The organism is Myroides sp. LJL116, from assembly GCF_054871685.1.
On sequence record NZ_JBTXLR010000016.1, the window covers coordinates 18052 to 44075 of the forward strand.

Here is a 26024-nt window from a genome sequence, read left to right on the forward strand (position 1 = left end):
AAAAAAACTAGTTTAATAATTCAACTACCTCGTATTAAGAAAAAATAAAACACTAAATACTTTTATCATTATTTAATTATGTTAATTTTGGCAAAAAACATTTTACATAAGTAAGACAATTTAAGTACATTATTTTATTTACTTCTATGATTTCTAGTATTTTCACAACAACTTGTAGTACATCAGATAATGTCACTAAAGTTATGGAATCTACAGAACGTATAGAATCGCTTTTACTACTAACGAAGTATAGCTTTAATTATCAAATAGTTATAAAATAAAGCACATTAAATAGTATTAAGCTAGCTATTCACTGATCGTTATCAACTCTTTATATCATCAAAACAGCCCTTAAATTTTCTGATACAAAAGTGAAATTTTTTTGACAAAAATTCAAAAGTATAGCATATACCTAAGTTTCAACCTAAACTTTTTATAATTAATGAAAAAACCATTTATTTTAAACATTTTGACCCTCTTATTGTTTGTAGGAACAGCAAAGGCACAAGAAGCTATAAATTTAAATAAACCTAAATCCTTACAACCTATTGTGGAGCTTATAAAAGATAAAAAAGTAGTCGCATTAGGAGAAGCAACCCATGGAACTAAAGAGTTAAATCAAGTTCGATTTCAACTCATTAAACAATTAGTAGATAAGGGATTTGATAAAATTATCTTCGAAACTTCCTATGGAGATATGTACCGCTTAAACCAAGCGGTTAATTCAGATATGGACATACAAGAGGCTATGAGAAGTTATCTACTTAGTTTATGGCAAAATAAAGAAGTAGAAGAGCTTCTAACTTGGGTAAGGCAACATAATAAAAAGGCCTCCACTAAAGTAGAGCTAATGGGGGTTGATATTAACTTCTTTGATAATTCCATTTATATCTTACAAAATAGTCCTTTGCAAAATAGTTATCCAGACCTACTAAACACATTATCTGAAACAACACAGACACAAGATTTTATGTGGAGCAAATCCAATGACCAAGGGTACCAAATGGATTTTAATGCTTTTTTAAACAATGGATTAAAAGGATATAAGACTATTACAACTCTAGATAGTATAGTAAAAGCAAATCCAGTAGCACTCAATGCTAATCAAAGAGTTGCTATTGAGCATCTAAAATATGGCTTCTCTATGATTGAAGCTATGTCAAGACAGGATCCAAGTGTAACTAGAGATGCCATCATGGCAAATATGGTAATGGATATATTACAAAATGAACCAAACTCTAAGGCTATCTTATGGGCACATGATGGCCATATAGCTTTAAAGCCCTTAGTAGTTGATCCAATAGGAATGTACCTTAAAGAGCGATTAAAAACCGATTATTACGCCTTAGGTAGCCTTGTTGCAAATGGAACAGTTAGTTTGATGGAAGATCAAATAGACACTCGTGACAACACTTATAAGAGTTACCCATTACCTGCTTTAACTAGTGATTCATGGAATAGCATTTTTAGCCATAATCACCCAGAAGCTTTCTTTATAAACTTAGATCAAGATAAAACAGGAGATATTTTTACACAAAAAAACAAATTATCCATGGTTGGTTATAATGTTGTAAGCCCAGAGATCCAAGAAAAGTACTATACCTTTAAAAACATCTTACTTTCGGATTATTTTGATGGTATTATATTTATTAAAAACACAACTGCTGCAGAACATATAAATTGGAAATAGATCTCTTTATATTTATAAAGCAACCCACTACTAATGCTCTATATAGAAAATTACTAGTCAAAACTCTAAACAAGCTTTGACTAGTAATTCAATATCAATGAAAGCAAAAATCCGTTAGAGAAACATAATCAACCACTACTCGATCCTCTCGTTGACCATAGATAATCCCTATTCTGTTAGATAATATTTCTGATTACCACTAGTGGGTTTATCTGGGATGGTTAAAGCCACTAATCCCTTTTCAATAGCTGGTTGTAAATATGTTTTTCTCAAATAATCTCTATTTGCTAAGCCTAACATTTCTTATAATTTGCCACGAGTATGTACTGATCTAAATACTTTTAATAGATCTTTATCTTGCATGGTGTCTTGAGGGTATCTTGGGGGGGGGTGTGTCTTGGAGGGTGTCTTAAAAACCTTATTCTTTAAAATTAATATAGTATATTTATAATCAAACCATTACAACCTAACAATGCATTTAGATGATATTGACTTTATAAGGATTAAAGGGCAAAATACAAGTTTTCCTATGCACTTCCATGAGACATTTTGTATTTCATATATACACAATGGATTAGAGCAAATCCAGTTTACTGATCATACTACATTTTGTCAAAGTGCAAGTATATCTATTACCAATCCTTTTGAAGTACATGCTAATCCCTTAGTAGATAAAGATAATAAAGTAAGTTTCGATACTATTTACCTATCCAAAGACTTGATGAGTTATTTAAGTGGTTACAAAGAGATTTATTTTAAACAGCGAATAATTACTTCCCCCCTAGTAAATAGTTTATTTCATCAACTAATCTACCATTTACAAACTCAGCAAAATAATCTTGTGCATACGGTATTAAAGCAATTTATTAACGCAATCTTACCCTTTGCAAGCAAAGGAGCATGCCAGGAAATTACAGCTAGTATATTAAAACAAAACCACACATTAGTAGAATATATAGATAATCATCTACAAGATAGATTGACCCTAGATAGTTTAGCTAGTGTAGCGGCTATTAATAAATATAGTCTTGTGAGAGACTTCAAAACACAAACAGGCTTAACCCCAATGCATTATATGCACATGAAGAAAATCTACGCCTGTAAAGAGATGCTTTTTAAAAACACTCCTATAGAGGAATTAGTTCATGATTATAATTTTACCGACATGGCTCATTTCTCTAAATCTTTTAAAAACTTCATTGGTCTTAGCCCTAGAGCTTATTTAAAACAAGTTCACTTAGAAGATTAATAGTCAATTTTATACAAGTTACTTCTTTTGTGTTTTAAGTATATTTATAAAAAATATACAATGAGACTACTGCTTCACATTTTTATACTAGGCTTTTTAAGCATGTCATTTAATAGTTATAGCCAACACTTAGAAGATAAGTTTTCAAAAAAGAAAATGCGCAAAGACTTGGAGCTATTTAAGCAAATTAGAATACAAGCAAATTCTGGCTTATATAAATACAGAACACCAAGGCAAATCGATAGCATCTACTCTTGGGCAGAGAGCCAAATTAACCAAAGTACCACCTATTTAGACTTCTATACCATTATTTGTCAGCTTACGGATTTTGAAGGAAGCTTGCACAACGATACTTCTTTGAGTGATAAGCACCTAAATGATCTAAAAAAAGAACAAAGCGGCTACTTTGCGCTACCTTTAATTTTTATAGACAACGCATGGAGAGTCAACTTGTCTAACACAAGTATCCCCCTTGGATCGAGTATTATAGCCATTGATAATGTGCCAATAGAAAGTATAGTTAAAGAACTCTATAAATACTATACTACAGATGGAGATAATACAACAGGAAAACAAATTGGCCTAAGAACACACTTTGCAAAATTCTACCGCTTCGAATATGGACCTAAAGAATCCTTTTTAGTAACTTATACCCTGCCAAACGATGATATTTTAGTCCATAAATCAATAGAGTCTACTAGTTATAATCAATATTACTCCAACTTTGACAACAGACATTCTCTTGCTTTAGATAGCATCTACTACAAAGATTTACTGGATAGTGAAAAATACAGATTAGACTATATAGATACTAAAACTGCAGTACTAAGTATTTACAGTTTTTCTTTAGGCAATGAGCATACCCAAAGCCACTTAGACTATAAAGAATTCTTAGAACAAAATTTTAAAGACTTAAAAAACAAAGGCATAGAGAACCTTATTGTGGATATCCGACATAATAATGGAGGTACTGATCCAAATGATTTACTTACGTATAGTTTTTTAAGTAAAAGAAACTTTCAAGAAAGTACCTCAGCCTGGATTAGCTTTTATAAGATTCCCTATATCGCCCATTTAGATGTATCTACCCCAAAAATATTACGACCACTTGGTATTAGAAAATACAATAAACTCTTCCAAAAAAGATTTCCTCATAATACTGAAAACCAATACCATATAGGAGAAGACCAGAATGAAATGCAAATCTGGGAACCATCTCAAGATGCATTCCAAGGGGATATATATTTACTTATCTCGCCAGCTGTTGCCTCAGCAGCAAGTTTATTTGCAGCTATGCTTAGCTCTGAACCAACAACAATTACCATTGGAGAAGAATCCATGGGAGGTTATTATGGACAAAATGGACATACCTCTTTAGATTATAAACTTCCACATTCTAAAATAATTACAAGCTTTAGCGTGGATAATATTACTCATGACGTACTTCCAAGAAGCATCCAAATAAAAGATAGAGGTATAATGCCAGATATTGAAATTCACTCTACTTTAGAGGATTTCCTATCGCACAAAGACACTACATTAGACTACACCCTTGAGCTTATTGAAAATAAACGAATTCAAAAAGGCAATTAGTCCACTAACACTCATAAAACAAGTTGGACTAGAAAAGCTTTAAAAGATGGAAAAGCCAAGTTAAATCTTATCTTTTTTTCCATCTTTTATGAGTCCAAAGCCAGATATGTGGTAATTTTTGTATACTTTTTTCTAGTTTTGAAAAGAAGGAAGTGGAAATAAATCCCGATTCGGTTTGTTTGGCTGAACTACAAATAGTTTCTACTCTTAATTCCCAGCTACGACTATCTTTTGGACATACCTCAGCATATAAAACATGGGCGTCTAATACCTTTGAAATATGTTCGGCTCCCATTAGAACTTGTGTTGGTTGACTTAAAAAATCCACCACAAGCCCCTTGCTACCTCCTGGAAACTGGTCGGCGATAAAAAAAGTTATAGCAGGAGTATCTTTTTGTTTGATTAAAGTACGAAGAGCATTATTTGAAGCAATAAGCTCCACTCCGTGTCTTTCTCTAATAGATTTCATTAAGCGATTCCAAAACTTATTCTTTATTGGTTTATAAAGAGCTTGTACCTTCATGTCAACACTTAGAGGCAACTCCGATAAGATCTCCCAGTTACCATAATGTCCCATAATAAGAACAATATGTTTGTTTTCTTTCTGAATCTGCTCTAATAATTTTAAAGAGTCACTCTCTACATGAAGAGTAGGTCTTGTAATTCGTAAACCCTCAAAGAGCATTCTACCTAAATAACCATAGAAATCTTTTTGATAAGTAGTTATTTGCTCGTAAGAAGCCAAAGGAAAAGACCTGGTAATATTTTGAAGAGATACGCTACAACGGTAACGTAATATGTTTGCTAATACAAAGCCAAAACTAGAATAAATAAATTGCATTTTATAGATGGTATTTAATGAGCAAAGAGGTAGATTATCTACTTCTTATCAGGTAGTCATCTTAATTAGAACTACCCCCTTAACTAATAAATGCAATAGATAAATCTATACCTATTTTTACAGCTAAACTTCATCTGGCGTTTTCTACCAAATGTACCTTAAATGACCTAGAATAAAATGTCTCTTAAAAAGACGTATTAAGTAAATCCTTAACATGCAATCATTTACACACTAAGAACTCAACCACTTAAACTTTCCTTTTATACTAAATCAACAAGTATTAAGAGAGACAAAAATAGCATTCTACTGTTAACTTTATTACTTAGACCCAATACTTTGCGAGTAATTTAACGTTTGCCAACAATTAGAAAACTAATTTCCTAAGTTCCTCCATCATTAACTACTATAAATCCCTCGTAATCAATGTGTTTTATTTCTAATCAAATACCTACATATTGTGGTGTGTTTAGATACTTACTTTAGACTTCAATTACTTCAGAGTGTAAAAATGTCTCTTATTTTGATCCGAAATTTAGAACAATCTATATATAATAATATTAAAGACTTTGATTCGCTTATTTATCTGTAAGATATAAGATCAAGAAAAGCATAAAGCTTTATATCCCCTAAACAATAGCATCCTAGGTATTTTAAAAAATACTAGATTAAAGAACTCACTACTTATTTGAGTTCTGCACAAAAATTCCATAATATTATAAAAGATAAGACGACAAACAAAATAAAGGCCGTTACAATTAGAGGCAAAAAAACTATTCTATTCTGCTATTTCCAACTTAGTAAATCAGTAAAAAAGTAGCTATAGAATTCACACTTCTATAAGGTATTAAAACTATTTAGGGATAGCTTAACAACCTTCCAAATCATCTAATCAGTGAACAATAAAAACACATGACACTTATACTATAATTATAAAACTCAATAAGCTTACTTGTATCCCTGTTAATAAATTCAGGAACACTAAATCTGCAATTCATCTAAAAATAAATTTCTCTCCAGCGCTTTAAAGATACAAAGCCACCTAGATCATTTTACCTAAACCAACAAATATAAAATAGGCTAAAACAACCTAATAAACACATTGCCAACACCTTATGTAGAAAAACATTACTATGTAGCCTAGTCTTTGAAGAACACATTATAAAGATCTTCAGTTGGAAGATATTAGCATTTACTTTATTTATGGTTTTACTTTTACAATTTTATTATCTTGAAGGATAATAATTTCACCGTTAGTTTCTCTTTTAAACTTAATCATTTTTTTATATGCTAGATCAAGACCTTCTAAAATTTTAATTTTTCTTATATTCTTAGCTTCTTGTGTCATAATATTGTTTTAATTTATTATACCTTTCTGTATCATGAATAATAATTTCTTCTCCAAAATTTTTTTCAGCTATAAAAATTGGATGTCCTTGGGAGTTATCAAATATCAAGATTTGATCTACTATCTTTAAATAAATATCAAATAAGTTTATTATTCCATTTATGTATCTTCTCTCGATTACCTCTTCAGGAATATTGTGACCGCCTTCGCGAACTCTGCCTTTTACACGTTCTTTGGCTAGTTCAACATTCTTTAACCAAAAAAAAAGTAACGTAGTTTGATACCCAAATCTCTTTGCATTAGTGATTTTATTTTGATAAGACTTCGTCGCTAATGTAGTTTCAAATGCAAAACTTTCTTCATTTTTGAATAAATCTTCAATTCTACTCAACATTATTCTTCCTGCTTCGAATGCTACTTTCTCGGGTTGAAAAGGAGATAATCCTTTTGCAATTTCATCCGCGTTGACGAATTCTTTACAATTCAAAATTTCAGGAAGAATTGTAAATGAGGCTGTCGTTTTCCCAGCACCATTACAACCTGCAATAATATATAAATTTTTCTCTTCCATTAGTACAAAGTTAAACTAATTATTGATTAAGATCACAATTCTTTTGTAAGTAAGAAATTTATTTCATTTAATTATATTGAAAAAACTATTTTTGAAAATTATTTTTGAAAAACATATAACAATCAAGTTTCTAGCTGTTTATAAATTTCAATACTTTTATGTGTTTTTTAAAATAAAAATAGATACTCTAGCAAAGCTGTAGATATTTATATCAAGAGTAGCTACATTTAGCCAAACTAATTAACACAAGGCAGATAACCTTACTATTGGAAAAGTATAAATAGAATATCCATAGATATCCTCTATATTTATAGGTTTTCATCCTCCAAAAGATAAAAATAGGAAGTGTAATATCATGCCTTCTACAATAATTTCTTTGTCTTAAACCATTCTATGTCCTATTTATCGCAGATTAAAAAAAGCTTATTGTATTAAACGAGAAACCAAGACCTTTTTAGTCATATAGATACTCAACTACAACTAATCCTATTTTACCCTATCACTATATACTTTACTTTTAAGTATATACTTCACTTGATATTGTTTCATACACTATAGTCTCAATTCTTAGAATTTAAACTAAATACATTGTACTCTTAACGCTACTACAAACTCCAAAATTTAACACTAAAAGCCTTTTAACACAGGGTACTGCTAGGAAAGTTTAACTCAGACAAGGGCATTAAAAACTTGTTAATCACTTGAAAACCTACGCTTTTGTTCGTAAATTTACAATTAACTACCACATAAACAGATACTTAAAAACCTTATATTATGAAACCTATTAATAAAATTTTAAACTTAGTAGTACTACTAGGTTTATCCTTGGGGTTAATTATAGGGTGTCAGAAAAAAACTACCACTTCTGAAGTTATAGTGGAGCAAACCACGGTAAACAAGGAGGTAACCCCACAGCTCTCTGACGCTCAAATAGCATCCATAGCAATAACTGCAAACCAAGTAGATATAAATTATGCGGATTTAGCTTTAAAGAAAACAAAGAATCCCCAAGTGGAAAAATTTGCACAGACTATGAAGAACGACCATCAATCCGTAATTCAAGCAGCAGTTGACTTAGCTAGTGAATTAAGTCTTACTCCACAAGAAAATCCAACTACACTTTCTTTATTAGAAAAGGCAAAAAAGGAGCTACAAGTTTTGGAGTCTTCGGATAACTTTGACAAAGCCTATATCGAAAATGAAATCGATTATCACACCTTTGTGATAAGTACTCTTGAGAATACATTAATACCTAATACACAAAACACTCAATTAAAAGAGCTTCTTATACAAGTAGTTCCCAATTTTCAACACCACTTAGAAATGGCCAAACAAATACAAGGTCAAATAAAATAACTCTATCGTACTAAAAAAAAACTACTACAAGCTCATTTTTTAGTATGATATAATCTACTCTTAAAATGAAAACGATAGTATATATACTACTTTTTTTAGTAGTAGGGGCATATTCTTGTCAAAGTGAACATAAGGCACCTTTACCAAATAAAAAGCCAAATTACACCTCTAGAAACCAAGAACACTCCACTACTCAGCAAAGAATACGCTCACCTCAGGCCAATGCAACAACAAGTGGTACCTCTACTAGCCAAAGTACCACACAAGAAGCAGTTGTAATTATTAAACAAATGAAATTTGAACCCGCTCAGTTAAAAGTCAAAAAGGGACAAACTGTTACATGGATCAATAAAGACATTGTAGAACATGATATTACTCCCTTTAATACAAAGCTACCACACTCCGGAGTATTTAAACCACGTCAATCTTGGCAGTTGGAAGTAGACCAAAGCTTTGATTATAAATGTAATCTACACCCAACCATGTTAGGAAAGATAATTGTCGAATAACAGAGTATCATGATAGCCTCTAGCAGACAACTTTATAGTATGGATTGCAATTAGGTACTTATGAAGTAATTTTTTGGATCTTCCAGCTTTTAGAAATGCTTTTATAAGGAAGTTCTACATTAAAAATAGTACTTTTGACCTATATTAATTTTTATCTAAAATTATAGCATATGCCTATGAGCTATCTACAAGAATACGATGTCTTCTTAGAAGAACTAAAGCAAAGTATTGAAAACGAAACTTTTGCTAAATTAACAATGGCAAAAACAATTGGAAAGCCTGAATTGAAAAATATCTTTGTTCGACCAATTTACGCTCCAAATGACTTTAAAGTTCTTTTAAAATTACACTATGCGCCTAAGGAAATAGAAGATATAGAAACAGAGTATAGCCTAGAGGAAGCTATAGAGGTGGTTACTAAGCATTTAAGAACACCTTTTTTACAAATAATTTTGTTTACTACCGAAAAAGATCTTACCTTTAAGATTAATAAAAAAGGAGCGGGATCTATAACCGAGAATTTTCCAACATTTCAAAATGTTGTTCAAGCTAAACTCGATTAAAACCGCTTTAGAGGTCTAACCCTCATAAAACAGAGTCGGATTTTTTTCAATATTGCACGTAGTAAAAGAGCTATACAGCACGGGGTATAGCTCTTTTCTTTTTTTACTATTAGACTCTACAACTAAATCTATCTATTTAAAGCAATACCTCTTGCTGCTATGTAGAACTCTATAAGTGATTATTTTTCAAATACTTTCTTGTCTAACTTAGGGTATTTTTATTACAGAACAAGTTACCTAGAAGATAGCTTCTGATAAAACTCCTTTTATTTTGCTATTTTTATATTCCAAAACAATTCTACGCCATGGATAATCTTACTGCTCATTTACAGAGATACCTGAATCTTAGTGATGAAAAACTTGCGCGAATCAGTGAATTCTTCGAAGAGAGAACCTATAAAAAAAAAGAATTGCTCCTTAGAGAAAATAGCAGTTGCAAAGAGAAGTTTTTCATCTGTGAAGGACTAGTGCAGATATGTTTTACAAAAGAAAATGGCAACCTACAAACGGTAGATTTTGCATTAGAAAACTGGTGGGCAACAGACTTTTCTGCTTTTACTACAAAAAGCGATTCCCAATATAGTATACAAGCAGTAGAAAACACAAAAGTCTTAGTACTATCCTTTGAAAACCAAGAACTCCTTTTAGCAGAACTTCCTGAATTGGAAAGGTATTTTCATCTTGTTTTCCAACAGGCATATAGCGCTACACAAAATAGAATCAAATTGCTCTATAGTTTTTCTAGGGAAGAGCTCTATGAGCACTTTCAAACAAACTATCCCAAATTTACACAAAGAGTACCACAGTATTTATTAGCTTCCTTTCTTGGCCTTAGCTCGGAGTACTTAAGTAAAATTAGAAAAAAGCGTTTTTCTTGAACCAGTTCAAGTTTTTTAGGATTCCGATTTTAGACCTTTGCCTATAGATTATTACTTAATAAAACAATAAAATTATGCAGCAAAGAATAAACATCGCCCAACTAGAAAGCAGTGCATACAAAGCCATGTATGCCTTAGAAAATTATTTAAAACAGACCGCTCTAAGTGAAATTCAAAAAGAGTTAATCAAAATACGAGCATCTCAGATAAATGGTTGCGCTTATTGTATCAACATGCATACAAAAGACGCTTTAAAATATGGAGAAACAACACAGAGGATATTTGTTCTAAGTGCTTGGAGAGAAACTAACTTATTTACAGACCAAGAAAAAGTATTGCTTGAAATGACAGAAGAAATCACCTTAATTAGTGAGCAAGGTCTTAGGGAAGTTACCTATCAAAAAGCTAAACAACATTTCGAGGATAATACCATCGCCCAAATTATTATGGCCATTACCATCATTAATATGTGGAATAGAATTGCAGTGAGTTCCCATATGCAAATAGAGCAAGAGTAAATACTCTTGCTTAAAATGGTTAAGTTCCAAACGCAAACCACCTATAACAGAATACTTTGCGCAATACCATCTGAATTAAAAATTATTCTCATAAATTTATGATAGTATCAAATGATACTATCAATGAAGCCATCATATGAAATACCCCCAAATATTAAAGTATATTACTTCCATTGCAGAAAAGATTGGAGAGATTAATGCTAAGTACTTAATTAAAACCAATCCTATTTTAAGGAAACAGAATCAAATTAAAACAATTCACTCTATTTGAAGAGAAGAAACGTTTTTAAAAATCTATTTTAGTCAAAGCTAAAAAACTCTCTTTTTTCTATATAATTTGTAAGAATATAAAACAAGTGTTATTTTTATTAGTCTATCGTTGGTAGAGTACAAAAAGACTTTAGTAATAGAGTTAGACCAAAGGCATAAGGTCTTTAAAGCTTTAGTTCTTTTACCTTGTCCTATAGAGTGTTTACCTTCTTTAAAGAAAAGATATGTTTGAATTTGATACTTTTATAAGTTTACTAGCTGGAGCCACAGGATCCATCTTTACTATACTTACCAATAACCTAAAATCATGGTCCAATAAAAAGAAGGAATTACTTCGAAAAGAAAGTTCTTTTTATAGTATTTTCGACAATACTATTATTCCATGCTTGAATGATGCTCTTTGTGATATTGACACACAAATCTTAGCTATTAAAAATTCTAATATAGGACTCACCTACAATAATATGTCCTTTTTAGATATTGAAATAACAAAATTATTAGGAGATAGTTTTTTCTTAGAACTAGCTGAGAAAAACAAAATCCCCTATCACCTACTATTCGAGCTTCTAACCACTTTAGAAGAATTGAAAATTAAGAACCCTAAAACAATTGTAAAGGACTTTCTTACTCTAAAAAAGGAATTAGACCTATTTAATAAGCATACAGAAGACAGCCCAAAAACACAAAAGGCTTCCATTAAAATGCAGGAGAACATAGACATAGCGGTTTTCCAGCTTCAAACCTCTCAGAAATTGATGTCAGCAATTATTCAGATGTATAACCAGATAAAGGCTTATAAAAAATAAGTTTGGTTTGTGATATACAAGCAAGGTTTAGAACTATTCTAACTCTTATTAAACCATCCACAATAGAAAAAACACATTACTATGATAGGTATACTCAAATAAGAGCAAAACAAGACTAATTGCATAAAAGTTTGGTGTATGCTCCTTATCCTACTAAAATTAGCATGCCTTATCTGTGTCAAAAAGATGCCCGTATAATTACTCTTGAAAATCTATACTAGTTCTTCTTGCCATTATTCTCTAGTTTTATCTACTACACCAACTCCTTTTCGAAATAAAGCTAATACATCATTTACTTTATCTAAACGAAGACTCTTTTTACATTGCTCTAAATCACGTACAAAACGCAATCCTACACCAGCATTTAAAGCAAGATCTTGTTGGCTAAGTTTAAATTCTTTTCGTTTTTGCTTTACAAATAGTCGTATTGCATCCATATCTATACCATTTAAGGTATAAATATTCGAAAACAAATCGAGCAACAACCTATCGGGTATACTTTTATATAAACCTGTTTTTTTATTCTACATAAACTTTTTAACTAGCTTGTGTCACAGAAAAATGAAACTTTGATCTAAGCAAAGCTTAAAATTACCACTAATAAAAAAGGGCAACCTCCCCAATTCCAAAAGAAACTTAAATCAAAAGTAAATTCAAACTCCACACAGTGGAAATATAAAAAAAACAAATAAAATTAGAACAAATCTTTATCTGTGTTCTAAAAACAATATGTACGTTAATTCAATCTTTTTATGTACTTTTGTATGAAATAACGGTCAATATATGAGAAAGCAAATTATTTTACCACGATACAAAGGTGTATTAACTCAAGTGGGGGAGCAAATTAAACTAGCTCGTAAAAGGCGTAAATTAACAACTGTACAAATAGCAGAACGAGCAGATATTTCTCGTTCTACGTTAAATTTAATTGAAAAGGGAGAACCAAGTGTAGCAATGGGAGCATACTTTAATGTATTGCGTGTTTTAGGATTGCAAGAAGATTTCTTAAAGTTAGCGGCTGATGATACCCTTGGGCGTAAATTACAAGATTTAGAATTATTGTAAAATGAAAGTACAAAAAACAGATATATTCGTATATGCAGATTGGCAAGGTTTAAATGCACCTTTGTTAATGGGAATTCTATCTGCACATCAGGCAAAAGGTCGTAAAGCATTCTGTTTTACGTATGACAAATTATGGTTGCAATCTGGACATCATTCTCAATTAGATCCTGATTTACAATTATTCACGGGTCCGCAATTTGCAGTTGGAAAAGAAAACTTTGGTGTTTTTTGGGATAGTATGCCCGATACTTGGGGGAGGACGCTTATGAAAAGACGAGAAGCACAATTAGCTAAACTAAATGGAGAAAAAGCAAAAACGTTATACGATATTGACTTTCTATTGGGTGTATATGATCATACTCGTATGGGTGCACTACGATTTAAACTAGATCCTAATGGCCCATTTTTAGATAATGATACCCAAAAAACTACTCCTCCATGGTCAACTGTCAGAGAACTACAACAAGCAGTAATCCATTATGAAAATGATTCCGATAGTACAGCTATGACCAAATGGTTACAACTATTAATAGCACCAGGTTCTTCTTTAGGTGGAGCTCGTCCTAAAGCAAATATTTTAGATGAACAACAACATCCTTGGATTGCAAAGTTTCCCTCAAAAAATGATATGATTGATAAGGCTGCATGGGAATATTTAGCATATCACTTAGCTTTAAAAGCAGGCATTACAATGTCGGAATGTAAAATAGAAAAGATAAATGGACATCATCATACCTTTTTTACCAAGAGATTTGATCGGATAGGAAAAGATAGAATTCATTTCGCTTCTGCTATGACCATGACAGGGAATAATGAAGAAACCATAAAAAGTCGACCTGCCAGTTACTTAGATTTAGTGGATTTTATTCAGACTCATGGAACCAATATTAATGAGAATTTAGCACAATTATGGCGTAGAATAATTTTTAATATAGCCATTTCAAATACTGACGATCATTTACGAAATCACGGTTTTTTACTCACAAGTGAAGGTTGGACTTTATCACCTGCTTATGATTTAAATCCATCTATAGAGAAAGATGGTTTGGCGATTAATATTGATATAGATAATAATGATTTGGATATGGATTTAGCTAAAAGTGTGGGAGTGTATTTTCGCCTAACAAATAAAGAAATGGATCAGATTATGGAAGAAGTAACAATGGTTGTAAAAGGTTGGCAAGTTGTTGCTAAACAAATGGGAATACCACGGTCCGAGCAAGAATTAATGGCTAGTGCTTTTAATTATTAAAACTTACATTCCATTAAAATTCAAAGTACTTAACCTGAAACTTGTAGATGAAATATAACAATTCACAATTAGAGCAAGCCCTATGACAAAATAAGCGTTATTCATGGCATTTTTCCCTTCATGAGATATACCCTAACAGCTCCAATAGCAACTATAAGTGAATTGATTAATAATTGGAAACAATCCTCAGTATTTAACTTCCAATCCATTTCGACTATGGCTTCCCTACACCAAATAATCCATCTAAAAAAGAAATAGTACACTTCAATTATAAATAGGCTCAGATAAGAGCAAAGTTAAACTAGTTGGATTAGGTTTATGTAAAATACCCTAAAAATACCCTTTCGGGTATAGTTTTATACAAATACATTATTTTTATACCCGATAAGGACTTTATATTCGCAAAACGTATTGTTTATACTCTTACTCTGTTATCTATTATTTCAATACTATTCATATAATCGAAGAAGCCCCCTATACAAAAAGTATAAAACTAATTGCACAAAACTCATCCTAATGAGCTAAACTGCTTAAGTAACTTCGCTTTAGATTCTGTATCTTTCAAATTAGCAGTTAACCAATCAAGAGTCTTTTGCTTTCCATTTAAACAATAAATGATGGATGCTAGAGTAATCATGGTCCTTTCACAATAAATAGCGGTAAAATCATATTGCTTAAAAAAAGGATGCCTATCTTGTATCTGCTGATAGAGCTTATGTAAAGTAGGAGCTATTTGAAATAAATTAATTGCTCCAGCCTGAATCTCTTGTAATATTTCTTTACTTATCTGCTCTAAACTAGATTCTTGGTTAATCTCAATACTAAAGAATTTGTTTTCTTTTGAAAACTGGCTAATACTACCTGCTATAATTGGATAGGTATTGATATGATCTTTTACAATTTGAGTATCTATCTTCCTAACCCCTTTGTAGAGAATTCCGCACATACAGGAAATATAAAAAGCATTTTTATTCCCAGTGTGTTTACGCTGATTTAGCACTATATACTCTTCTCTACCAAAATCCTCTTTATTGCTTTTTACAAACCTTGCTTTTCCTTTTTTCACAAAGCCAACCTTTAAAAGTTCTGGTTCTAATACATGCATTACTGTAGCTAGGGGCTCACTCATTTTTTTACTATTATTTCTTAACTTTTTACTTATCTACACTCTTTTGAAACTTGAGAAGATATCGAACGGATACTTTTCTTGCTTTTCTAACATTTTCGACTGTATCATGTGTTTTTCCTTAATACTGCTCTTTAGTATTTGTAAACAGATTCAGTCCAATACTGTCAGGTAATAAACTAAATAGCCAAATCACTAAACTAATTCCAGTTCAAGTAGTTGTATTTCCTGCTTCTTATTAACAAGCAAGATACCTATAAAGTCAAAAGCATTAGCTTTTAAATACTCTAATTCAAAAATACTATCCTTTATCTGAATTAAGCCTTCTTCGTTTTTAGAAAATTCGCCTTCAAAATCAACACTAGAATTACCATAGATAAAAACTTCATATTCACCGTGGTAATTGTTATAGTTATACTCTTTTAAGTTCGGCAATTTAGAATATTCAATATCCTGTTCAAAAGAAGTAAACCCATGTATACGCTGATCAAAAATAACACATTGCTTTTGGTCTTTACCATAAACCCCTACGATAAGTAGCGGCTCATCCTCTTGTGTAAATATACCTCCGTCCTTTAAATCGAAAACGCCACTATGTAATATTTTAAACTTATCTATCTTACCAACTACCAATTTCCCCTTGTATCCAAGAGATTCAAACCACTGTTTATTGCTAGTGAAATAATCCACTTTATCTATTTGTATATGCTTTAATTTACCATCTAGGTACTCTGGAGATGCCTCTTTTATATTTATCATAATAAATAACTTTAATTGCTTTACACATTATACCATAACAAAGTATCAAGTGCTTTATGTACATTACCCCTAGCATTAAAAGATGCCATGATTTCTTGTCACCTTTTAGTCCCAACCAAGAATTAATCTTTCCTTCTTTTTGTTAATCTTCCAGTAGATATCTATAAAACAATTCCAGCTCAGTTGTATCTTGATTTTGTGATTTTTTCCTATGTAATATGGAGTTATATTTGATTTGTAAATGCTCCATATCTTCCTTTTTTTTCAATAAAAAAAGGGATACATAATCTGTATTATCTATCAAGAAATTGTCTTTATCCACTATCTCAAACCACTTTTGGGCATAATCTACACTCTTTAAAAGTTCTACATCCCAATTCTTTTTATCACCTAACTTCTCAAAAGTAGAAAACCAAATAGAAAAGGAAGAATTAAAATCCTCTAAAGTCTGTTGTTCTGCTTTAAAGCATCTCCAATCGGTTAATCCGTAGATAGTATGATTAGAAATCCTACCTTTAACTATATCCTGTATTACTTTTGGAGTAAAATTAACTGGATACTTTATACTTGGATCACTTAATACTTTTTTTAAAATGTGATTGACTCCACTTGCTATCTCCTTGTTTTGTAAATATAGTTTTAGATGTAATGAATAGCCATTTGCTGACTTTACAACATCCATTTCATATAAGTATAAACTTTGATTGTGCTTTTTTACAAACCTATTAGAAGGTTTCCAATTGAAACCAAGTGATTGAAACCTAGACTCTAAAGTAGTAGCAATGGTATTTATTATTTGTTTTCTGTCCATGTTTAACTCACAAAGTTACTTTACCTAAAGATACATTTTCTATGTTATTAAAAAATGTAATTTTATAGTATTTGTACTATCTGTGATTACCCTAACATCTATAGGTCAATATATATCTAATACAGAATAATCACTAGCTGCATCGCTTAATTTTTACTGCATCTTTTAAAAGATAGATAGTCATTATCTGAGGTTTGTAAAATTTAAAAAAAAGTCATTAGCTTACCATTGTCCTACCTACAAGCCCTTTATTTAAAAGTAAACGAACACTAAAGAATTTGTTTACATCAAAAAAGAGCAATGACATCTATTTTTTTCTTAGATTTATATACTAAATAAATACGTATTTCTTGGAGTCTAAAATCCATTTTTCACCTTGATTATACTTTATTTAGCCTAAGTCATTAAACCTTTTTTTCCTATGCTACTTAGAATTTCACATCTAATAAACTTACAAAATAAGATGATATACGTATTAATTCTCGCCCTGGCGCTTTTCCTTTTTATGGGTTGTTCAAAAGGTTATAAGAAACAAGGAGATACTGTGTATTATATGAAGTGGAACGAAAGTAGCGGTCAAATTAAAAGGCAAATAGAGGCCGATGCAAAAACCTTGCAAATTTTCAATGATTATTACGCCAAAGATGACTATTCGGTATTTTTTAGAGGAGAAAAAATCTCCAATGTAGATCCAAAAACATTTCAAGCCTTATCACAAGACTACGCAAAAGATAAGGATCATGTAATCTATCGAGATGGGAATATTATAGAGACAGCTGATGTAGAAACCTTTACCTTACTACCTAAGCAACAGTATTATGCAAAAGACCATAAACAAGTTTATAATGATGATCAAGTTATCCAAGGTGCTGATGTAAATACCTTTAAGGTTATAAGTGAGAAGGTAGCCAAAGATAAAAACAATTTTTACCGCTACCAATATAGAATCCCCGTAGAAGATTACGCTTCTTTTGAGCAAATTAAAAATGACTACTGGAAAGATAAGTACCATGTTTATGATCTTTCAAAGCTATATGATCTCTATCACAACCCCCACTCTACCAAGTCCATAATCGTAGAGGGAATTGACGCCAAGACAGCAAAGCCTGTGTTTAGAAAGAATTATATTCAAGATAAAAATGGTTATCATTATAGATAAACTTTATGTGAACTTAGCCCTGTAGATAGCCTCGTTACCCCAAAACATACTAGGCTTAAAGATAATTAGCCTTACAAATGCTGTTAATAAATAGAATAAAAACAGATGAAATAATATCGATAACTCACCTAAAATAGATGATCTAAAATATAGTAAAGTTCAATTCTCTAAAGACAGTATGCATCCATGTGATCCATGGCCACGTCCACTTAAAGACAAAGTACAAAGTAGCTGGGGAATTTGATAATCCTTATTTAAATGCTGTTGCCTTATGGTTTTCCAAAGAACTTAAAAGAGCAAGAAAAATAGATTATTCAAAATTCAGTATAGAAAAAGATATAATAGGTACTCTAACAGATAGTATCGAAAATCCTAAACTACAAGTATACCATTACCAAGTAATCTTAGAAGCTCTCTTAGTTATTTAGAAAACCTTCATTTATTTAGAACCTTCTTTGTTTATTGTAGTAAAGCCATTATCTTTCTAAGTACATATATTTTTAAAAGCTAAAACCTTACACCCTTAACTTTTGCTAGCCTTTTTGTTATGAAAAAAAGAATTCAAAGAATACTATCCATCCTGTTTTTTATTTCTATTATTGTAAAATACATCTTAAAAAACGATAGCATATTTGTATCTATTATACTACTAGCCTCTTTTACTGCCCTCACTATTCTGCAGGTTATTAAGCCGAAAAGTAAAGGCTAAAAAACAACCAATAATTTACCTTCCATAAAATCCCTCAAGGGATTTAAAGGGAGGTATCTAATTGGAAGCTTTGAATTTCACTTAGGTCTCTAAATTGAAACTATTAAAAAGAAAAGATGGTAAGATTTGTTTTAAACTCTAAAAGCAAAAAGCTATTCTTAGAATTTTCTAAATAAAATACAACTACAATAGAAGCCATAACCATTAATTATTTACTCCATTCTCTTGCTGTTTTTTTTATAAATTCTAATAATTATCTTGTATATATTTATGAAAGTCCTTTTTACTAAATTTCAAATGTCTTAAAATCTGAATAACTATAAATTCAGGCACAGGATCAATATGAGTTTGAATAATTATAGGTCTACTCAAATCTTTTCTAGCATACTTTTTATGTCCTCCTGTAAAGCCAATTTCTTTACATCCATTGTGTTTGATAAACCAACACATCATTTTTAATGGAATATTGCTTAATTTATAAGTATTCATTTAAAGATATTAAATAGGAATTGCTATTTCTCTCTTTGTTGAAGTGAGGTTTTGTTTATCCAATAAGTCTGCTAGATAATCATTTTTAGATATCAAAGAAGTTAAACTAGGGGCGGAAACTTTTTTAGGCTTTTTTTCAGAGCCTTTCATTAAATGCCAACCTAAATCTATTAATACCTTGTGTACTGTTTTTTTATTTAGAGTATAATCTAAAAACATTTCCAGAGAAGTCTCAAAAGATTTTAAGGCATCCTCATAGGTACTTCCATACCCACTTAAATCTAATTGAGGGGTATAAACAATAAAAGTATCCTTTTCTTTAAAACTTAGCAAAGTGACATTTGCATTTACTGTACCGGATTTATTACTAAATTTCACTGAAACATTCTTATCCATAGCAATCAAATTTATCTGTTGAAGACAAAGACCTAAAAGCAAATTTAATTTAGTCTCTTTGGTTGTTTTATAAGTACAAATATATTAATTAAAAACCAGCTTTTGATATAAGAAAAACATAAAAGTAATATTACTCCTAGTGTACTTAAATGAAAATAATCGATCTATGTTAAATCTACTTTCAAAACATGTTTTTTCTAAATGTAAATCTAATTATTCCAAAACTAACACAATGTAAATCAATTGATTATTTATCAAAATAAAACAAACGTTTTAAAAGCAAACGCTAGATTAAATCGGCATTAAATCATAGTATTTATCTTAGAAAACATTCTCTATTCATCCTGAAATAAAGCCTAATATTGAGTTATTCTCATATTGGTTACTATAACAATTGGTTACTTGGAAATAAACCATAATTTATACTTTCTTATTAAATCTCAAAATAGCATCCTTTAACTTTTAAAGCTTGGTACTTTAGTGGATCAAAGCTATATATTTTAGCTTCTCTAGCTTTTCGATTCTCTTGGGTTGCACTATGATCAATTAATACATCTAAGCTCAATATTTTCTTTCTGAAATTTCCACGATCGATTGGCCTTTCTAAAATAGTCTCATACAATTTGTGTAGCTCTGGAAGAGTAAAGTGTTCAGGTAATAACTCAAATCCAATAGGCTCATACCTTATCTTGGCTCTTAATCGTTGCAAGGCTACCTCTAAAATACCATTGTGATCAAAGGCTAAATCTTTCGCCTCAGTTAAAGTAAACCACTGCACAGATTCAATCCCTTCTCCAGCAACTGGATCATAGTGAGTAGACTCTACTAAAGCATAATATGCTATACTGATCACTCTAAAACGCGGATCTCGCTTTACATCAGAGAAGGTATATAATTGCTCTAAAAATATATCACTAAGACCTGCCTCTTCTAGTAATTTTCTACGTGCACATTGCTCGGCTGTTTCGTTTTCTTGGATAAAACCTCCACAAAAGGCCATTTTCCCTATATATGGCTCAATGGCACGCTTAGTTAATAGTACTTTCAATTGGTTTTGATCAAAACCAAAAATAACGCAATCCACACTTACTGCTGGCCTTGCGTACTCGTAACAAAACTGTTGTTTTTTTTGATTCATTTTCTATATAACTACTTCAGTAGATTTTTTAATTTGAATACCATACTGCTGTCTAAGTTGCTCAAAAGCCTCTTGAGTAGACTCTTTAAACCCTACAATTGGCGACATACAATCCTCTAAGATGGTAATGCGTTTGTTTATCTCACTATCTTTTCCAAAATAAGTAACAATCTGCTCTATAGAGGCTAAAACACAATGACTTGAAGCCTCTCCAGCTATGTATATCTGATCATATAATTCTATCTCATCCAACACCTCTTGATTAACCTCCCCTTTTACATCATACTCGGCTTTGATGATACCATACATCTCCGTAAATGGATTTTGACCTTTATACACTAACTTAGGAGATGTTTTTCTAGCAGCAGAATGAAAATACAACATCTTTGTAAACTCACTCTCTAGTTTTGCTCCTTGTGTTCCCTCTAGGCAGTGATAAGGCCAGATACACAATTGCTTTTGCCCGTTTAACTCTAAGTTCTTTAAATAGTCTAAACTAGCTTGCAATTCTCCATTTACTGGTAACCACTCCCCCTTTTGAACTTGTTCATGGGTAATAATAGTAAAAGGACAAGGATGCTCTTTATTAGAATTAATCCACCAATTGGCATGGAATATTTGCATAATGGAATGACAATCCAAGCTACACATCACCTTGGTTAAAGAAGCCATATTGGTATATATCCAACGGGTTAATCGCTCTACATCACCTCTAGACCCATCTACAGCCAAACTTCCAATGTCTTGCATAAAATCATTTTGTATGTCAATAGCAAGAAGCAACACCCTCTTAGTATCTGTCTTGGCAGGGGATAATTCTTCTCTTTGTGCTAGAGAAATAATCTGAGTTATATCCTCTATGCTTTTTGTAGAAGCTATATTTTCTATATTTACTATGTCTTGGTAGGTTGTTTTCATAAAATTGTACTTTAAAATTATTAGGATAGGAAAATCAGTTGAGGCTCCAATTTATGTTTAGACTGTGAAATTCTCTGCTCAATTAACTTATCTATTTCTAAATCCCCTGAAGTTCCACTTAAGATAAAAGAATCAATTTGAGCATAACTCATCCCTAGCTCCTGTTCATCGGTTTGTCCTTCCCATAATCCAGCAGATGGCTCTTTGTTTAAGATAGCCTCTGGCACCTTTAAAAACTCCGATAAGATATACACTTCTTTTTTAGTTAGCATAGCTAGTGGGTTTAAATCAAAAGCCCCATCCCCCCACTTTGTAAAGTAACCAACTGTACGCTCGGAGAGATTTCCTGTTCCAATAACAAAGCGACTTCCCAATTGAGCTAATTCATATAAATAGGTCATACGTACTCTTGGTCGAATATTGGCTCTACTTAGGGTGATATTAGACGCTGATGCCAAAGATAGGGTTACTTGGGATGTAATAGTAAGAGCATCTACAGCAGCTTTAATATCATAGGTCTCATAGGAAAAACCGAACTTGTTTATTAACTCCATCGAATGTGCAGTGCTTTTTGTATGTTCCATATCCAGTCCATAAGGCATCATAACTAAATGTGTATCAATGTTTGCATAGTGACACAAACAAGCCACTAAACTACAATCAATTCCACCACTCATACCAAGAACAACTCCTTTACGGTTATTTTCTTTGACTGTATTGGCAATCCAAGTTGCTATTTTATTGGCGTATAGCTCAACATTTTGCTGATCTATCACAAAGTTTTTAGTTAGATTCTGTCTCATAAATTCTTTTTGATTCGGTTGATAATCTACTTCTTATTTGCTCAAAAGTATTGGTATACATAAACTGCCCATCTATATAAAAATCGCGCAGTAAATCACGGTCTTTTAATTGAGCCACAAGCTCTGGGTTTAAGTCATCTAGGAGTTTATACTCATTGTCTTGCCAAATAACTGCTACCATTCCCTTTTGTGATTTTTTAAAATTTCCTGTATCTGTTGCTGGGCGTTTTTGAATTGCTTTAAATTTACCATCTACTATTTCAGCAGTTCCCTTTAAAGCAAAGCCAAAGGTGTCGCGTGTTACATATTGATAAGTATAGGAACCGATTCCCAAAATAACATTAGTGGTAGCAAAACCTTTTTGCATTAAACCTTGACAGATACTATTTGCACGATCCACCGTAATGGAATCCCCGTAAACAACACCAATATGAGGATCTAGTTCAATAAAACCTTTTTCATTTTTGCTTCCTCCAAAAATCTCATATAAACGCTCTACTATTCCCTTTTGCACAGTAGTTGATTCAGCCTTTACATCTCCACATAAAATTAAAATTGGATCACCACTATCAGGACGTATAATCACTTTTCCATCTCGATTTACAATAAGCTCTTTTAAAGCAGGCAAAACATTATCTACTACCTGCCATAGATCATAGGTATCCGATACAATAGAAATATTACCACTAGGATATACCTTTGTAATGAGGTGTTTGAAGGCCTCTATTTCCTGCTGCCCATAGGAACACATTACACTGTGCTCTGTGGAAGGAGTATAACCCATCACATCTTTATTAGCCCCATAGTATGCTTTTAGATATTCCCTAACACTTAAAGTTGCCGAACCAGAAAAACTAAGTAAATGTCCCCCTGCACTTCTGTAGGCTGCCTCTGGAGATCCCATACCTCTCATAGAAAAATCCCCACACTGGTGGATTACCTTACTAGTATCACCTGTTAGTTTTGCGAATTGAGTCAAGAGCCTTTTATACTGATCTGCAATAGTAGCTGAGGTCATTGGCAACCAGATGTAAGAAGATAGTTGGGTCTCTAAATATCCTGGTAACCAGAAAAAATCAGGATGTGTATTTTCTATGGTAAACATGGGTACTCCTATTGGTACCATTGAGCCTTCAGGCAATGCTTTAATTTTAATAGGTAAATATCCTAACTTATGTAATGCTGCAATGTGATTGCTAGAATGTGTTCTAGCAAACTCAGGGTTAGACACTGCAAAAACTTCATGGATTGCTTCTTGGTATTCTTCTAATACCTTATCAAGTGGCTGTTTAAAGAAATAGCTGTCAAAGGCGTGAGTCATTTCTGCTAATGCTCCTTGAAGTCCATAAAAAACAACGTGCTTAATATCTTTTATACGAGACATTCTTGGTGTCCAAGTTTCGTATACCCAGCTTGTTTTATCCGGGTATTGATCTTTGTGACATAGTTTGTAACCATCTGTCCAAAGAATTGGGTTTTTACTTACTGGTTTAAACATAGCTTTTCGGATTTATGTGTATATACTCTATTTTTGGATGTTCTGTATTTATCATAGAAGTACTAGTAAATACTTTTTCTATAACACTATCTGCCTCTAATAGTTTTGAGCTAAATACCCTAGGCTCACAATGAGTTACAAGAAGAAAAATTTGACCTGCTCCCATTTGTTTTAAGATCTGTGCAGCCTTTAAAAAAGTTCCACCTGCAGAACATAAGTCATCTACGATAATACACTTTGCTCCTTGTGGAATATCTCCTTTTTTAAGTACCATATTTTCTATACGCCCTGTTTGAGGATTACGCGTTTTATCAAAAACACAATAGTTCTGGTAGCCTGCATCTTGGTAGCGAGTAGCTGCCCCTTTATCTGGGAACACAATACGATCGTCTTTTGTAAAACCAAGGTTTTGCATCACTTCTGGAAGCCAAGAAAGCGCCGGGTAAATAGCAATGCTATTGTTTAATAACTCCATTGTAATACTAGAGTGCGGCTCTACAACATAAACGGTTTGAAAATTCAAGCTATTTATAAACTCGCAAATATATTTTAGGGTGAATAAATCTCCTTCAATTTTACGATCCATACGACTATATGGCATATAGTTAATCCATAACTTACAACTTACGTTATCTTGATCTAGCCTTTTCTTTACAAAAAGTAATTCAATTAGATCCCCGTCACAAGTATAAGTGAACTCTAGTAAATTCTCCTTCTGAATTAACGCATCAAAGTCTTTTACTTTGGTTTCTTTATTGGGAAACTCCTGGGTTATTATAGGTTGGTTGTTTAATATAATCATAATGATTTCGTTTAAAATGAAACACTGAGTATTTATTACTCAACAAATATAATACTTTATTTTTATGCTCCAACATTTATTGAGTAAAATTTACTCAATAAATCAAATATAAGCATAATCAGCTAGTTTTCAACATCTAGAATACTTAGGGAAAATAAAGAGACAATAACAAAAACGCTAACGGTTACAGATAAATAAAAAATGACTATCTGCTATATAGAAAAGTAATAAAGTGGAGTTTGAGTAAAGGTATGTCAACAGAAAAACCAACCCTAGCAACATTTACAATGGCTAATAAAAATAGGTCTTTTAAAAGGAGTATAACCTTTCATTCTGATCAAGGGGTACAATAGGCAAAATATAAATATGCTAACTATTTAGAGTAATATGATTCGGTTAGAAGCAGGAGTAGAAAACCAATAATTAGGATAATATCTTAGCTAAAAACTTCATTAAATCCTTTAAAATGGAGAATATTTTTTGGTAATTTAGTTCTTATTAATACACAAATGGAAGAAGAAATTTTTCAAAAAATTGAAACTTGGTACAATATAAAACGTGAGCATTCTGACTTAAATTACCTAACTATAGATGAATTTAGGCAAAAAATACAATTTAAAAAAGCTGCTGAACTAAATCTGCCTATTAAATTAGAATATTCAAAACTAATATCTATTAAAAGACCTTGTGCAAAACTTTGAAATTTTATTATTGCACATTAGACTATTCTATCTATCCGAAAATTTAAGTTACATTTTTGCTCACACATTATTACTCTAAAATATCTACCTAACTGTAATATAAACACTAGATTAAGGAGTGATCTTCAAAACTCTTTTAGTGTTTTAACAACTTATATAGTCTTTTGCTTTGTTATAAATACCATAATAGCACGAGAAGATACTCAGAA

At 31.7% G+C, this 26024-nt stretch carries 30 protein-coding genes; 15 read left to right on the forward strand and 15 right to left on the reverse strand.

All coding sequences use genetic code 11. From position 1 onward, the window contains the following. The first annotated feature begins 442 nt into the window (after positions 1-442). Positions 443-1690 carry an erythromycin esterase family protein gene (locus ACYSNM_RS11215; protein ID WP_461756993.1) on the forward strand — a complete coding sequence of 416 codons (1248 nt, stop codon included), beginning with the start codon at positions 443-445 and terminating at the stop codon, positions 1688-1690. Positions 1691-1858: 168 nt separating this feature from the next. Here ACYSNM_RS11215 and ACYSNM_RS11220 read toward each other — a convergent pair whose 3' ends face one another. Further along, a complete protein-coding gene (locus tag ACYSNM_RS11220) occupies positions 1859-1990 on the reverse strand; it encodes a Fic family protein (RefSeq protein WP_461756994.1) in 132 nt (43 codons plus the stop codon). Between the two features lie 172 nt (positions 1991-2162). Here ACYSNM_RS11220 and ACYSNM_RS11225 point away from each other — a divergent pair, with 172 nt between their 5' ends. Continuing rightward, positions 2163-2939, forward strand: a complete 777-nt coding sequence (locus ACYSNM_RS11225) for an AraC family transcriptional regulator (RefSeq protein ID WP_461756995.1) — start codon at positions 2163-2165, stop codon at positions 2937-2939. 102 nt (positions 2940-3041) lie between these two features. After that, a complete protein-coding gene (locus tag ACYSNM_RS11230; RefSeq protein ID WP_461756996.1) occupies positions 3042-4532 on the forward strand; it encodes a S41 family peptidase in 1491 nt (496 codons plus the stop codon). 67 nt (positions 4533-4599) lie between these two features. Here the strand turns inward: ACYSNM_RS11230 and ACYSNM_RS11235 are convergent, their stop codons facing one another. The 3 genes from ACYSNM_RS11235 to ACYSNM_RS11245 form a co-directional block, all read right to left on the reverse strand. Further along, on the reverse strand, positions 4600-5373 hold the full coding sequence (locus ACYSNM_RS11235) for a lysophospholipid acyltransferase family protein (protein ID WP_461756997.1): 774 nt from the start codon (positions 5371-5373) through the stop codon (positions 4600-4602). Positions 5374-6571: 1198 nt separating this feature from the next. Next, positions 6572-6718 carry a hypothetical protein gene (locus ACYSNM_RS11240; RefSeq protein ID WP_461754223.1) on the reverse strand — a complete coding sequence of 49 codons (147 nt, stop codon included), beginning with the start codon at positions 6716-6718 and terminating at the stop codon, positions 6572-6574. Beyond that, positions 6702-7289, reverse strand: a complete 588-nt coding sequence (locus ACYSNM_RS11245) for a zeta toxin family protein (RefSeq protein ID WP_461756998.1) — start codon at positions 7287-7289, stop codon at positions 6702-6704. Before ACYSNM_RS11245 ends, ACYSNM_RS11240 begins: the two co-directional genes overlap by 17 nt. A gap of 774 nt (positions 7290-8063) precedes the next feature. On the opposite strand from ACYSNM_RS11245, the gene ACYSNM_RS11250 reads away from it, so the two are divergent. From ACYSNM_RS11250 to ACYSNM_RS11280, 7 genes are all read left to right on the forward strand, one after another. Continuing rightward, positions 8064-8645 (forward strand): DUF4142 domain-containing protein, encoded by a 582-nt coding sequence (locus ACYSNM_RS11250; RefSeq protein ID WP_461756999.1) that lies wholly within the window; start codon positions 8064-8066, stop codon positions 8643-8645. Positions 8646-8710: 65 nt separating this feature from the next. Next, on the forward strand, positions 8711-9154 hold the full coding sequence (locus ACYSNM_RS11255) for a plastocyanin/azurin family copper-binding protein (protein WP_461757000.1): 444 nt from the start codon (positions 8711-8713) through the stop codon (positions 9152-9154). Positions 9155-9330: 176 nt separating this feature from the next. Further along, positions 9331-9717, forward strand: coding sequence for a hypothetical protein (locus ACYSNM_RS11260; RefSeq protein ID WP_461757001.1), 387 nt, complete (start codon positions 9331-9333; stop codon positions 9715-9717). 305 nt (positions 9718-10022) lie between these two features. Continuing rightward, positions 10023-10595: a Crp/Fnr family transcriptional regulator gene (locus ACYSNM_RS11265; protein ID WP_461757002.1), complete on the forward strand. Its 573-nt coding sequence runs from the start codon at positions 10023-10025 to the stop codon at positions 10593-10595. 74 nt (positions 10596-10669) lie between these two features. Then, complete coding sequence (locus tag ACYSNM_RS11270) at positions 10670-11113, forward strand: carboxymuconolactone decarboxylase family protein (RefSeq protein WP_461757003.1); 444 nt, start codon at positions 10670-10672, stop codon at positions 11111-11113. 136 nt (positions 11114-11249) lie between these two features. Continuing rightward, the gene (locus ACYSNM_RS11275) at positions 11250-11384 is read left to right on the forward strand and encodes a hypothetical protein (protein WP_461757004.1); all 135 of its coding nucleotides are present in this window, start codon (positions 11250-11252) and stop codon (positions 11382-11384) included. Between the two features lie 223 nt (positions 11385-11607). Continuing rightward, positions 11608-12189 carry a hypothetical protein gene (locus tag ACYSNM_RS11280; protein ID WP_461757005.1) on the forward strand — a complete coding sequence of 194 codons (582 nt, stop codon included), beginning with the start codon at positions 11608-11610 and terminating at the stop codon, positions 12187-12189. Between the two features lie 233 nt (positions 12190-12422). Here the strand turns inward: ACYSNM_RS11280 and ACYSNM_RS11285 are convergent, their stop codons facing one another. Beyond that, the gene (locus tag ACYSNM_RS11285) at positions 12423-12626 is read right to left on the reverse strand and encodes a helix-turn-helix domain-containing protein (RefSeq protein ID WP_461757006.1); all 204 of its coding nucleotides are present in this window, start codon (positions 12624-12626) and stop codon (positions 12423-12425) included. Positions 12627-12972: 346 nt separating this feature from the next. On the opposite strand from ACYSNM_RS11285, the gene ACYSNM_RS11290 reads away from it, so the two are divergent. Further along, entirely contained in the window at positions 12973-13254 is a 282-nt protein-coding gene (locus ACYSNM_RS11290; protein WP_461757007.1) for a helix-turn-helix domain-containing protein, read from the forward strand. Between the two features lies 1 nt (position 13255). Next, positions 13256-14506, forward strand: coding sequence for a type II toxin-antitoxin system HipA family toxin (locus tag ACYSNM_RS11295; protein WP_461757008.1), 1251 nt, complete (start codon positions 13256-13258; stop codon positions 14504-14506). 508 nt (positions 14507-15014) lie between these two features. Here ACYSNM_RS11295 and ACYSNM_RS11300 read toward each other — a convergent pair. From ACYSNM_RS11300 to ACYSNM_RS11310, 3 genes are all read right to left on the reverse strand, one after another. Next, complete coding sequence (locus ACYSNM_RS11300) at positions 15015-15635, reverse strand: hypothetical protein (protein ID WP_461757009.1); 621 nt, start codon at positions 15633-15635, stop codon at positions 15015-15017. A gap of 192 nt (positions 15636-15827) precedes the next feature. Continuing rightward, positions 15828-16391 carry a hypothetical protein gene (locus tag ACYSNM_RS11305; protein WP_461757010.1) on the reverse strand — a complete coding sequence of 188 codons (564 nt, stop codon included), beginning with the start codon at positions 16389-16391 and terminating at the stop codon, positions 15828-15830. A 142-nt stretch (positions 16392-16533) separates the two neighbouring features. Then, complete coding sequence (locus tag ACYSNM_RS11310; protein WP_461757011.1) at positions 16534-17202, reverse strand: hypothetical protein; 669 nt, start codon at positions 17200-17202, stop codon at positions 16534-16536. A 463-nt stretch (positions 17203-17665) separates the two neighbouring features. On the opposite strand from ACYSNM_RS11310, the gene ACYSNM_RS11315 reads away from it, so the two are divergent. Beyond that, complete coding sequence (locus ACYSNM_RS11315) at positions 17666-18361, forward strand: DKNYY domain-containing protein (RefSeq protein ID WP_461757012.1); 696 nt, start codon at positions 17666-17668, stop codon at positions 18359-18361. Positions 18362-18549: 188 nt separating this feature from the next. Next, the gene (locus ACYSNM_RS11320; RefSeq protein WP_461757013.1) at positions 18550-18789 is read left to right on the forward strand and encodes a hypothetical protein; all 240 of its coding nucleotides are present in this window, start codon (positions 18550-18552) and stop codon (positions 18787-18789) included. A gap of 527 nt (positions 18790-19316) precedes the next feature. Here the strand turns inward: ACYSNM_RS11320 and ACYSNM_RS11325 are convergent. From ACYSNM_RS11325 to ACYSNM_RS11355, 7 genes are all read right to left on the reverse strand, one after another. Then, on the reverse strand, positions 19317-19559 hold the full coding sequence (locus ACYSNM_RS11325; protein ID WP_461757014.1) for a type II toxin-antitoxin system HicA family toxin: 243 nt from the start codon (positions 19557-19559) through the stop codon (positions 19317-19319). Between the two features lie 9 nt (positions 19560-19568). Then, a complete protein-coding gene (locus ACYSNM_RS11330; protein WP_461757015.1) occupies positions 19569-19955 on the reverse strand; it encodes a hypothetical protein in 387 nt (128 codons plus the stop codon). A 433-nt stretch (positions 19956-20388) separates the two neighbouring features. Further along, positions 20389-21093, reverse strand: a complete 705-nt coding sequence (locus ACYSNM_RS11335; RefSeq protein WP_461757016.1) for an NUDIX hydrolase — start codon at positions 21091-21093, stop codon at positions 20389-20391. A 3-nt stretch (positions 21094-21096) separates the two neighbouring features. Continuing rightward, positions 21097-22011: a cysteine hydrolase family protein gene (locus tag ACYSNM_RS11340; RefSeq protein WP_461757017.1), complete on the reverse strand. Its 915-nt coding sequence runs from the start codon at positions 22009-22011 to the stop codon at positions 21097-21099. 20 nt (positions 22012-22031) lie between these two features. Continuing rightward, positions 22032-22814: an NAD(+) synthase gene (nadE, locus tag ACYSNM_RS11345; protein ID WP_461757018.1), complete on the reverse strand. Its 783-nt coding sequence runs from the start codon at positions 22812-22814 to the stop codon at positions 22032-22034. After that, positions 22795-24312 (reverse strand): nicotinate phosphoribosyltransferase, encoded by a 1518-nt coding sequence (locus ACYSNM_RS11350; RefSeq protein ID WP_461757019.1) that lies wholly within the window; start codon positions 24310-24312, stop codon positions 22795-22797. The genes nadE and ACYSNM_RS11350 overlap by 20 nt, the downstream gene beginning before the upstream one ends. Further along, positions 24305-25114, reverse strand: coding sequence for a phosphoribosyltransferase family protein (locus ACYSNM_RS11355; protein ID WP_461757020.1), 810 nt, complete (start codon positions 25112-25114; stop codon positions 24305-24307). The genes ACYSNM_RS11350 and ACYSNM_RS11355 overlap by 8 nt, the downstream gene beginning before the upstream one ends. A 509-nt stretch (positions 25115-25623) precedes the next feature. On the opposite strand from ACYSNM_RS11355, the gene ACYSNM_RS11360 reads away from it, so the two are divergent. Beyond that, complete coding sequence (locus tag ACYSNM_RS11360) at positions 25624-25815, forward strand: hypothetical protein (protein WP_461757021.1); 192 nt, start codon at positions 25624-25626, stop codon at positions 25813-25815. Positions 25816-26024: the final 209 nt, after the last annotated feature.

Excerpts from the sequence above, each read along its gene's own strand:
- ACYSNM_RS11215 (WP_461756993.1), top strand. The coding sequence starts at position 443 with ATGAAAAAACCATTTATTTTAAACATTTTGACCCTCTTATTGTTTGTA.
- ACYSNM_RS11220 (WP_461756994.1), bottom strand. The coding sequence starts at position 1,990 with ATGTTAGGCTTAGCAAATAGAGATTATTTGAGAAAAACATATTTACAA.
- ACYSNM_RS11225 (WP_461756995.1), top strand. The coding sequence starts at position 2,163 with ATGCATTTAGATGATATTGACTTTATAAGGATTAAAGGGCAAAATACA.
- ACYSNM_RS11230 (WP_461756996.1), top strand. The coding sequence starts at position 3,042 with ATGTCATTTAATAGTTATAGCCAACACTTAGAAGATAAGTTTTCAAAA.
- ACYSNM_RS11235 (WP_461756997.1), bottom strand. The coding sequence starts at position 5,373 with ATGCAATTTATTTATTCTAGTTTTGGCTTTGTATTAGCAAACATATTA.
- ACYSNM_RS11240 (WP_461754223.1), bottom strand. The coding sequence starts at position 6,718 with ATGACACAAGAAGCTAAGAATATAAGAAAAATTAAAATTTTAGAAGGT.
- ACYSNM_RS11245 (WP_461756998.1), bottom strand. The coding sequence starts at position 7,289 with ATGGAAGAGAAAAATTTATATATTATTGCAGGTTGTAATGGTGCTGGG.
- ACYSNM_RS11250 (WP_461756999.1), top strand. The coding sequence starts at position 8,064 with ATGAAACCTATTAATAAAATTTTAAACTTAGTAGTACTACTAGGTTTA.
- ACYSNM_RS11255 (WP_461757000.1), top strand. The coding sequence starts at position 8,711 with ATGAAAACGATAGTATATATACTACTTTTTTTAGTAGTAGGGGCATAT.
- ACYSNM_RS11260 (WP_461757001.1), top strand. The coding sequence starts at position 9,331 with ATGAGCTATCTACAAGAATACGATGTCTTCTTAGAAGAACTAAAGCAA.
- ACYSNM_RS11265 (WP_461757002.1), top strand. The coding sequence starts at position 10,023 with ATGGATAATCTTACTGCTCATTTACAGAGATACCTGAATCTTAGTGAT.
- ACYSNM_RS11270 (WP_461757003.1), top strand. The coding sequence starts at position 10,670 with ATGCAGCAAAGAATAAACATCGCCCAACTAGAAAGCAGTGCATACAAA.
- ACYSNM_RS11275 (WP_461757004.1), top strand. The coding sequence starts at position 11,250 with ATGAAATACCCCCAAATATTAAAGTATATTACTTCCATTGCAGAAAAG.
- ACYSNM_RS11280 (WP_461757005.1), top strand. The coding sequence starts at position 11,608 with ATGTTTGAATTTGATACTTTTATAAGTTTACTAGCTGGAGCCACAGGA.
- ACYSNM_RS11285 (WP_461757006.1), bottom strand. The coding sequence starts at position 12,626 with ATGGATGCAATACGACTATTTGTAAAGCAAAAACGAAAAGAATTTAAA.
- ACYSNM_RS11290 (WP_461757007.1), top strand. The coding sequence starts at position 12,973 with ATGAGAAAGCAAATTATTTTACCACGATACAAAGGTGTATTAACTCAA.
- ACYSNM_RS11295 (WP_461757008.1), top strand. The coding sequence starts at position 13,256 with ATGAAAGTACAAAAAACAGATATATTCGTATATGCAGATTGGCAAGGT.
- ACYSNM_RS11300 (WP_461757009.1), bottom strand. The coding sequence starts at position 15,635 with ATGAGTGAGCCCCTAGCTACAGTAATGCATGTATTAGAACCAGAACTT.
- ACYSNM_RS11305 (WP_461757010.1), bottom strand. The coding sequence starts at position 16,391 with ATGATAAATATAAAAGAGGCATCTCCAGAGTACCTAGATGGTAAATTA.
- ACYSNM_RS11310 (WP_461757011.1), bottom strand. The coding sequence starts at position 17,202 with ATGGACAGAAAACAAATAATAAATACCATTGCTACTACTTTAGAGTCT.
- ACYSNM_RS11315 (WP_461757012.1), top strand. The coding sequence starts at position 17,666 with ATGATATACGTATTAATTCTCGCCCTGGCGCTTTTCCTTTTTATGGGT.
- ACYSNM_RS11325 (WP_461757014.1), bottom strand. The coding sequence starts at position 19,559 with ATGAATACTTATAAATTAAGCAATATTCCATTAAAAATGATGTGTTGG.
- ACYSNM_RS11330 (WP_461757015.1), bottom strand. The coding sequence starts at position 19,955 with ATGGATAAGAATGTTTCAGTGAAATTTAGTAATAAATCCGGTACAGTA.
- ACYSNM_RS11335 (WP_461757016.1), bottom strand. The coding sequence starts at position 21,093 with ATGAATCAAAAAAAACAACAGTTTTGTTACGAGTACGCAAGGCCAGCA.
- ACYSNM_RS11340 (WP_461757017.1), bottom strand. The coding sequence starts at position 22,011 with ATGAAAACAACCTACCAAGACATAGTAAATATAGAAAATATAGCTTCT.
- nadE (WP_461757018.1), bottom strand. The coding sequence starts at position 22,814 with ATGAGACAGAATCTAACTAAAAACTTTGTGATAGATCAGCAAAATGTT.
- ACYSNM_RS11350 (WP_461757019.1), bottom strand. The coding sequence starts at position 24,312 with ATGTTTAAACCAGTAAGTAAAAACCCAATTCTTTGGACAGATGGTTAC.
- ACYSNM_RS11355 (WP_461757020.1), bottom strand. The coding sequence starts at position 25,114 with ATGATTATATTAAACAACCAACCTATAATAACCCAGGAGTTTCCCAAT.
- ACYSNM_RS11360 (WP_461757021.1), top strand. The coding sequence starts at position 25,624 with ATGGAAGAAGAAATTTTTCAAAAAATTGAAACTTGGTACAATATAAAA.